Annotated in this window: 6 protein-coding genes; 2 read left to right on the top strand and 4 right to left on the bottom strand. The window is 73.3% G+C overall.

Features of this window, described 5'->3' with window-relative positions:
* The 4 genes from DBR36_RS11250 to DBR36_RS11235 all read right to left on the bottom strand — a co-directional run.
* On the bottom strand, nucleotides 1-1,738 hold a 1,738-nt coding region (locus DBR36_RS11250; protein WP_219927644.1), incomplete at its 3' end, for an FAD/NAD(P)-binding domain-containing protein.
* Nucleotides 1,735-3,081 carry an NtaA/DmoA family FMN-dependent monooxygenase gene (locus tag DBR36_RS11245; protein ID WP_108319423.1) on the bottom strand — a complete coding sequence of 449 codons (1,347 nt, stop codon included), beginning with the start codon at nucleotides 3,079-3,081 and terminating at the stop codon, nucleotides 1,735-1,737. The genes DBR36_RS11250 and DBR36_RS11245, both read right to left, overlap by 4 nt.
* Entirely contained in the window at nucleotides 3,078-4,283 is a 1,206-nt protein-coding gene (locus tag DBR36_RS11240) for an LLM class flavin-dependent oxidoreductase (RefSeq protein ID WP_108319421.1), read from the bottom strand. The genes DBR36_RS11245 and DBR36_RS11240 overlap by 4 nt, the downstream gene beginning before the upstream one ends.
* A gap of 332 nt (nucleotides 4,284-4,615) precedes the next feature.
* Nucleotides 4,616-5,629, bottom strand: coding sequence for an LLM class flavin-dependent oxidoreductase (locus tag DBR36_RS11235; protein WP_108319419.1), 1,014 nt, complete (start codon nucleotides 5,627-5,629; stop codon nucleotides 4,616-4,618).
* A gap of 335 nt (nucleotides 5,630-5,964) precedes the next feature.
* Between DBR36_RS11235 and DBR36_RS11230 the strand changes: the two genes are divergently transcribed.
* On the top strand, nucleotides 5,965-6,993 hold the full coding sequence (locus DBR36_RS11230; RefSeq protein WP_108319417.1) for an MSMEG_0568 family radical SAM protein: 1,029 nt from the start codon (nucleotides 5,965-5,967) through the stop codon (nucleotides 6,991-6,993).
* The coding region (locus DBR36_RS11225) for an MSMEG_0567/Sll0786 family nitrogen starvation N-acetyltransferase (RefSeq protein WP_258222756.1) at nucleotides 6,963-8,042 on the top strand (1,080 nt) is incomplete at its 3' end. The genes DBR36_RS11230 and DBR36_RS11225, both read left to right, overlap by 31 nt.

The following is an 8,042-nucleotide window of genomic DNA, read 5'->3' as shown; positions in this document are numbered from 1 at the left end:
CGTGCGCGGCGCCCGTCGGTGCGATGACGCGGCCGTCGGCATCTACGTCGATCCGCCCGAGCGAGCCGGTGAAGCCCTCATCGGCGACATGGACCTCACGGCCGTGCCGGGTGGCGAGCTCGCGCAGCACCGGGTTGTCGCTCGCCGCGGCGCCCGGCGCCGGCAGCCACGCGTCGACGAGCGCGCGCGTCTCGAGCTCGCCCGGCACGCGCGGCGACGAGGCCACGAAGCCGCGACCGGGTTCGACACGGACCGAGACCTCGGGACCGAGGAAGCGCACGACGCCCGCGTCGGCGAGGGCGAGCAGCTCCTCGAGGCGATGCGGCGGGGGTCCGGATGCCACGTAGCTGAAGAACGTGTGCCAGGTGACGGGCAGGTCCACCGCGCGCGAGCGGGCGCTCCACCGCTCGGTGGGGATGTCGGCGAGCGCCAGGAACGAGCCGAGGATGGTCAGGAACAACGCCTGCGCCGTGCTGTGCTCGGGCGTCGTGCGCAGCCGCAGATCGTCGACGATGTGCCGACGGACGCGGTCGTGCGCGGCCCGTGCGTCGGCGAAGGTCTCATCCGCGAGCGGCCGGTCGAGGGCCGGCACGTCGAACCGGTCGAGCGGATCGGGAACCACCGCGGCCACGGCGGCCCGCAGGGCGGGGGTGTCGGCATCCACCGTTCGAAGGGTCTCGCGGAACTGCTCCCACGTCGTGCCGACGCGGTCGGGGCGGCCGGTGAACAGTTCGCGGTAGTGCCCCCAGACGAGTTCGCGGGCGATGAGCGGCCACACGTCGTCGACGAAATCGACCGAGCCCGGTCGGGCGAGCAGGCCGGCGATCGCGGCGGGGGTGAGGACCTCGCGGGTGGGCGGCTCGCCGCGCAGCGGCGACGACACCTTCGAGCGGTACGGCACCCCGCGGCGCGAGCCCAGGTGCAGGCGGGGTTCGGCTCCCGAGGGTTCGTAGGTCAGGCGGCCGTCGGTCCGCGCGAAGCGTCCGCCTCGGCCCTCGGCGAGCAGGACGACGGCATCGATGGATGCCAGCCCCATCCCCCGGACGATCACGTCCTCGCCCGCGCCCAGCACCGACAGGTCGGCGTCGGCCGTGAAAGCGGGCTCGAGGTAGGTCAGGCCCTCGCGCGCGGCGGCGTCGCGCAGGGAGCGCGCCTCGGCGGAGGGTTCGCGCCCGGCGTGGCCGAGGGCGTAGACGAGCACGTCGGCGTCGAGGCGGGTGCCGTCGTCGAGGGCGACCTCCCACCCGTCGGGGGTGTCGTCGACCCACTGCGCGCTGGACGCGCGGTAGTCGATGGCGACGCCGGGCGGCGCGATCGCCACCGTGCGGCGCCAGAACCAGTCGAGGTACACGCTCTGCAAGCGCCGCGTGGGAAAGCTGTCGCCGCGCAGCCCCCGCACCTCGTCGGCCAGCGTCGGGTCGTCGAGGTCGACGTCGGGGAGCCGCCCGTCGCGCACGCGCTCCGCCCACTCGATGAGCGAGGGACCCGACCGCACGGGACCGGCGATCAGGCACGAGTCATCGGTGAACACCGTCACGTCGCGCGCCATGGAGTTGAGCTTGAGCAGCGGCGACTGCTCGCGCCGCCAGATGCGCCCCGCGCCCGGCGGGTGAGGGTCGACGAGCGTGATCTGCACCGGCGCGTCCGCGCGCGTGCGCCGCGCGAGCAGACGCTCGATCAGCATGACCGCGCGGGGGCCCGCGCCGAGCACCACGAGTCGCGAGGGCTGCACGCTCATCGCACCGGAGCCGCCACCGGGGGCAGCCCCAGCAGGTCGTGCAGCGTCGCGCCGTCACCGTACGACCGGCGGTACGAACCGCGTTCCTGCAGCAGCGGCACGACGCGATCGGTGAACTCGTCGAGGCCGTGCGGGGTGACGTGGCCGACCACGGTGAAGCCGTCGGTCGCGCGCTCCTGGACGTACCGATCGATCTCGGATGCCACGTGCTCGGGCGTCCCGACGAAGGTGTGCTTCGCCGTCAGACGGATGACGAGCTCGCGGATCGACAGCCTCTCTTCGGCGGCGAGGGCGCGCAGCTGGTCGATCCGCGCGCGGATCGCCGCGTGGCGTCCCGCGAAGCCCTGTGCGGTCTCGGCGCCGGTGTCGGGATCGACGTCGGGCAGCGGGCCATCAGCGTCGTACCCGCTGAAGTCGCGGTTCCAGATCTGCTCGAGATACGTGATGGCGGTCTGCGGCCGCACCTGGGCCAGGGCGATCTCGCGCGAACGCTCGCGGGCCTCGTCCGCCGTGTCGCCGAGCACGAAGGTCGCCGCGGGCAGGATCTTGAGCGAATCCTCGTCGCGGCCGCGGGCGGCCAGCCGCCCCTTCACATCGCGGTAGAACTGCTGCGCGTCCGCGAACTCGGTGTGCAGCGAGAAGATGACGTCGGCGTGGTCGGTGGCGAAGTCGCGCCCGTCGGGGGAGTCCCCGGCCTGCACGATCACGGGGCGCCCCTGGGGGGAGCGCGGCACGTCGAACACCGCGTCCACGTCGAACAGGCGGCTCTCGTGCCGCACGCGCGCGATGGCGTCGTCGCGCAGGAACGCCCCCGACTCGGCATCCGCCACGACCGCGTCGTCACGCCACGACGACCAAAGCGCCTTCGACAGCGCCGCGAACTCGGATGCGCGCACATAGCGATCGGCGTGGTCGAGGTACCCGCCGCGGCGGAAGTTTGCGCCGTGGAAGGCGTCCGAGCTGGTCACGGCGTTCCACCCGGCCCGTCCGTTCGACAACAGGTCGAGCGTGCCGAGCTGGCGGGCGAGCTCGTACGGCTCGTTGAACGTGGTGTTGAGCGTGCCGACCAGGCCGATGTGCTCGGTCACGGCGGCCAAGGCGGTCAGGATCGCGAGGGTGTTCGGGCGACCGGCGACGTCGAGATCGTGCAGCTGCCCGCGGTGCTCGCGCAGGCGGAGCCCCTCGGCGAGGAACAGGTAGTCGAAGAACCCGCGCTCGGCGGTGCGGGCGAAGTGCTCGAACGACGAGAAGTCGATCTGGCTGCCCGCGCTCGGGTCGGTCCAGACGGTGGTGTTGTTCACGCCGGGGAAGTGCGCGGCGAGATGGATCTGACGGCGGGTCATGCGCCGACCTCCTGACGGGCGAAGCGGCTGGAAGGACGCGGCAGGCCGAGGCGCTCGCGCAGCGTGGGCTCGCCGCCGTCGGGCGACAGGATGCCGGCGGCCCGCGCCCGCGGCACCACCTGTTCGGCGATGGCGACGAGGTCGGCCGGAAGGCGAGCGGGGCGCAGGCGCACCCCGTCGACGCCGGCGTCGACGAGCGCGCGGACCTCGTCCACGACGTCGTCGGCGGTGCCCACGACGACCCGCGCGTCGGTGGTGATCGGCGCGCGCTCCTCGAGCCGCGCCCACGTCTCGGCGGCCTCGGCGCGGCTCGGGGCGACGAGCACGAGCAGGTCGGCGAAGACCCGCAGGGGCTCGACCTCGTCGCGCACCTGGGCCGCGGCATCCGCCAGTTCGTTCCGGATGCCGCCCACCCCGCCCGCGTCGCGCGGGGTGACGAACACCAGGTCGGCGTGCGCCGCCGCGAAACGGTACGGGACGCCCTGGTGCGCGAGGGCGGTGACGAGCGGCTGGCCCTGCGGGGAGCGGGGCACGATCGAGGCGCCCGTGACCGAGAAGAACTCGCCCGCGAAGTCGACGCGGTGCACGCGCTGGCGGTCGAGGAACTTACCGGTCTCGAGGTCGCGCACGATCGCGTCGTCCTCCCACGAGTCGGCGAGACGGCGGATGACGTCGGCCACCTCGCCCGCCTCGCGGAACGCGGCGAGCAGCGCGGGGTCGTCCTCGACGCGGCCCGAGGTCGGCAGGCCCGTCGGGCCCTCGGCGCGACGCCCGAAGTTCGCGCGCTCCTGCGGGGTCGACCCCGCGACCAAGCGAACGCCCGCGCGGCCCCGGCTGACGTGGTCGAGGGTCTGCAGCCCCGTCGCGATGTGGAAGGGCTCGGGGTGCGTGGTGGTCACGGTCGGAACGAGCCCGAGCCGACGGGTCGCGGGGGCGAGGAACGACGACAGCAATACCGCATCGAGGCGTCCACGGGCGCGGTCGCGGCGGGTCTCGGCATCCGCCTCGGGGGAGCGACCGCCCAGCGAGAGGGCGTCCTCGATCGTCGCGAAGAGCACACCGGCGTCGTCGGCAAGACGCGCGAGGTCGCGCCAGTACCCGGCCGAGGTGAGCTCGGTGGGGCGGGCGGTGGACTCGCGCCAGGCGGCGGGATGCCAGCCGGCGCCGTCCAGGGCGACGGCGAGGTGGGCGCGGTGCGACATGGGGCTCCTTCTCTCGAGGGGTGCTGACCACTGTCGCCGGGCACGGGGCGGGTCTCAACGCGCGTCGTCACACAACGCCTCACGGCGTCACGAAAGGCCACGAGCCCGTCGGCGGGTCGAGCGGAGTGTCGGGGGTGCCGGGGTGCCCGGAGCGCCGGGGGCCCGGCAGCGCGCGAGCTGCGGGGTGCGCCCGAGAGGCGCTCACGCTCCGCGAGGTGCATGAACTCCGCGATGTGCGCGAACTCCGCGCGACTCGACCCGTGCCGACTGAGGTTGCGCTCATCGCGGAGGTTGCGCACGGCGGTGGGAGGCCCGGCATCCGGGACCGCGCGTCAGATGGCGGCCGCCCGCCAGCCCAGCAGCGGCCCCAGCCGTCCCGCGATGTCCTCGAGGATCTGCGCGTAGTCGTCGGGGGCGAAATCGAACGGCAGTGCGAACGCGACCTCGTCGACCTCGGGGTAGGACCGCGACGACAGCAGACGCTCGGCGATCTGCTCGGACGAGCCGACGAGATCTTCGGCGAACAGCAGCCCGCGGGGACCGTGCGGGATGCCGACCCGCCCGCGCCGCGCGTCGGCGTAGGCCACGTAGCGGGCACGCTGCTCGGGGGTGGCCGAGTCGGTGGGGATCACGACCAGGCCCTGCGACACCCGGGCCCGCTCGCCGTCGGGATGGGCGTCACGGTAGAGCCGGATCTGCGCGTACTGCTCGCGGTCGAAGTCGGTCGTCTCGCCCGCCTGCACCACGCTGCTGGTCAGCAGGTGGAAGCCGTTCCCGGCCGCCCAGCCGGCGGATGCCGCGCTACCGGCGCCGTACCAGAGCCGTTCGGACAGGCCCGCGGCGTGCGGTTCGACCCGCTCCGAGTACTCCTCGATCCCCTCGGTGCCGGCGCGGGCGCTGACCGCGTCTCCGGCGATGAAGCGACGCAGGCGCGCGAGGCGCTCGTAGCCGAAATCCTCGTACTCGACCGTGTCGGGGTACAGGGCGTGGGCGACGTCGTCGAGCCGCGGTGGCGGCCCCACCGAGAATCCCGGTTCGAGCCGCCCGCCCGACAGGACGTCGACCGTCGCGAGGTCCTCGGCGAGCCGCAGCGGGTTCTCCCATCCGAGCGGGATCACGGCGGTGCCGAGCCGGATGCGACTCGTGCGCTGCGACGCCGCAGCGAGAACCGCGACGGGGGAGGAGATGCCGTACTGCAGGTGCCGATTGCGCAGCCACGCGCTGTCGAAACCGAGGCGTTCGCCGCGCTCGATGATCGACAGCGTGGTCTCGTGCCCGGCGCGCGGATTCTCGCGATCGAAGAGGCCGATGGTGAGGAAGCCGAGAGAGCGGAGGGCGCGGGTCACCCCGCCACGCTAACGGCGCCGGCGACCGATCGAGGCCGCATCGTCACGGTCCGTCATCGCCGGGCCGAGCGGGCGTGGGAGGGACCGCATGCCGTCGCCGAGGATGGCATCCGTCATCGATGAGACCGGCACGCACGGGAGAGCCGATCCGCGACTGAGCGGCGTTCGATGAGCCCGGGCGGAGGAGCCGCCCAAACCCGCGGGACTTCGAAACAGAACCGCTATCCGTTCGACGTCGTCTCGAAACGCCCCGTCGTTCTACTGGGATGCATGGACAACGCCTCAGCGCTCGCACCGGTGGACCGTGAGAAGGTCTCGACCCGTGTCAGCCTAGCCTGCTCGGCGTCCGCAGCGACGCCCCCGTACGCCGCACGGGCGGGGCCGGACCCAGCGACGACGGCCACTTCGTCGTCGACGGTGACGGGGCGGCCATCCCCCTCAATCCGAACAGTCCGTACGTGATCACCGCCTCCGGGCGACTCACCCGCGACGGCGCCGATCTCGGGTTCGACGTGGCCCCGGTGGTACGCCCCCAGTTCTACGATCTCGAGACCGCCGAGGGCGTGTCGTACGAGAAGATCGCGAAGCTCCACGGCAAGAACGTGCTCGCGACGACGGTCGTGCAGACATGCGTCCGCTACGACGAGAGCGAGCGCTGCCGCTTCTGCGCGATCGAGGCCTCGCTCGATGCGGGCACCACCATCGCGGTCAAGACGCCCGCGATGCTCGCCGAGGTCGCCGAGGCGGCCGTCCGCCTCGACGGCGTGACGCACATGGTCATGACCACCGGCACCTCGAACGGCTGGGACCGGGGCGCCAAGCACCTCGCCCGGTGCGTGCGCGCGGTGAAGGCGGCGGTGCCGCAGCTCGAGATCCAGGTGCAGTGCGAACCGCCCGCCGACCTGCAGGCCATCACCGATCTGTACGACGCGGGCGCCCGGTCCATCGGCATCCATGTCGAATCGATGGATGACGAGGTGCGCCGACGCTGGATGCCGGGCAAGTCCCGCGTGAGCATGGACGAGTACCGTGCCGCGTGGCGCGAGGCCGTGCGGGTGTTCGGCTGGAACCAGGTGTCGACGTACCTCATCGTCGGCATGGGGGAGGACGCCGACGAGGCGGTCGAGGGCGCGCGCGAACTCATCGAGATGGGCGTCTACCCCTTCGTCGTCCCCTTCCGGCCGTTGAAGGGAACGCTCGCCACCGACGTCGACAAGGTTCCGGCCCCGCACCGCGCGGTCGTCGATGACATCACCTCTCGGGTCGCGGGACTGCTGCACGAGGCGGGGATGCGCGGCGAGGACCAGAAGGCCGGCTGCGCCGCCTGCGGCGCGTGCAGCATCCTGAAGACGGCGGGCGCGTGATGTTCGACGTTCCGGTGCTGACCGGGGCGCCCCGGCTGCAGCAGGCACCGGCTTGGGTGATCCGGGTGGCGGATGCCGTCGACATCGCCGCCTATCGCTCGATCCGGCGCGACGTGTTCGTCGGCGAACAGGGACTGTTCGCTGGCACCGACCACGACGACATCGACGACGACCCCCGCACCGTGGTGCTCGTCGCGGCCACCGCCGCGGGCGAGGTACTCGGCGGGGTGCGCCTCGCCCCCGCCACCGCCCGCGACATCGGCTGGTGGACGGGCGGTCGTCTCGTCGTGCGTCGCGGTGCCCGGCAGGCCGGTGGCATCGGCTCGGCGCTCGTGCGGGCGGCCTGCCGTGAGGCGGTGAGCCGGGGTGTGCTGCGCTTCGACGCCACGGTGCAATCGCGCAACGAGCCCCTGTTCCGCCACCTCGGGTGGGTGCGCTGGGGCGAGACCGTGATCGGCGGCGCGCCGCACGTGCGGATGCGCTGGGCCATCGACCGCATCGCCGACCTCGTCGGGGCGATGAAGCTCCCCCTCGGCGACGTTCTCTCCGGCATCCGCGACGACCATCCCGAAGCCCTCGGCGGGGACGGTTGGGTGGGTGACGACGGCGCGCTGGTGTCGGGCACCGACGTGGTGGTCGCCACTGACGCGATCCTGCCCGCGCTGATCGACAAAGACCCCGAGTGGGCCGGCTGGTGCGGCGTGCTCGTCAACGTGAACGACCTGTCGGCGATGGGCGCGCGGGCGGTCGGACTGATGGATGCCGTGTCGGCCGCCACCCCGTCGGCGGTGCGCCGGATCGTCTCGGGGCTGCGCAGCGCCGCCGTCGCGTGGGACGTGCCGGTGCTCGGTGGGCACACGCAGGTGCGCGGTGCGGCGTCGCTCGCGGTGACGGCGCTCGGGCGCACGACCGCGCCGATCCCCGGCGGGGGCGGACGGATCGGGGACCGACTGGGCTTGACCGTCGACCTGCACGGCCGCTGGCGGCGCGGGTTCGAGGGGCGCCAGTGGGACTCCACCTCGACCCGCACGGGGGAGGAGCTCCGGCAC

Source organism: Microbacterium sp. HMWF026 (assembly GCF_003061325.1).
GTDB lineage: Bacteria > Actinomycetota > Actinomycetes > Actinomycetales > Microbacteriaceae > Microbacterium > Microbacterium testaceum_E.
Note: the sequence above shows the minus strand (reverse complement) of the source record. Positions and strands in the feature narration are given on the sequence as shown.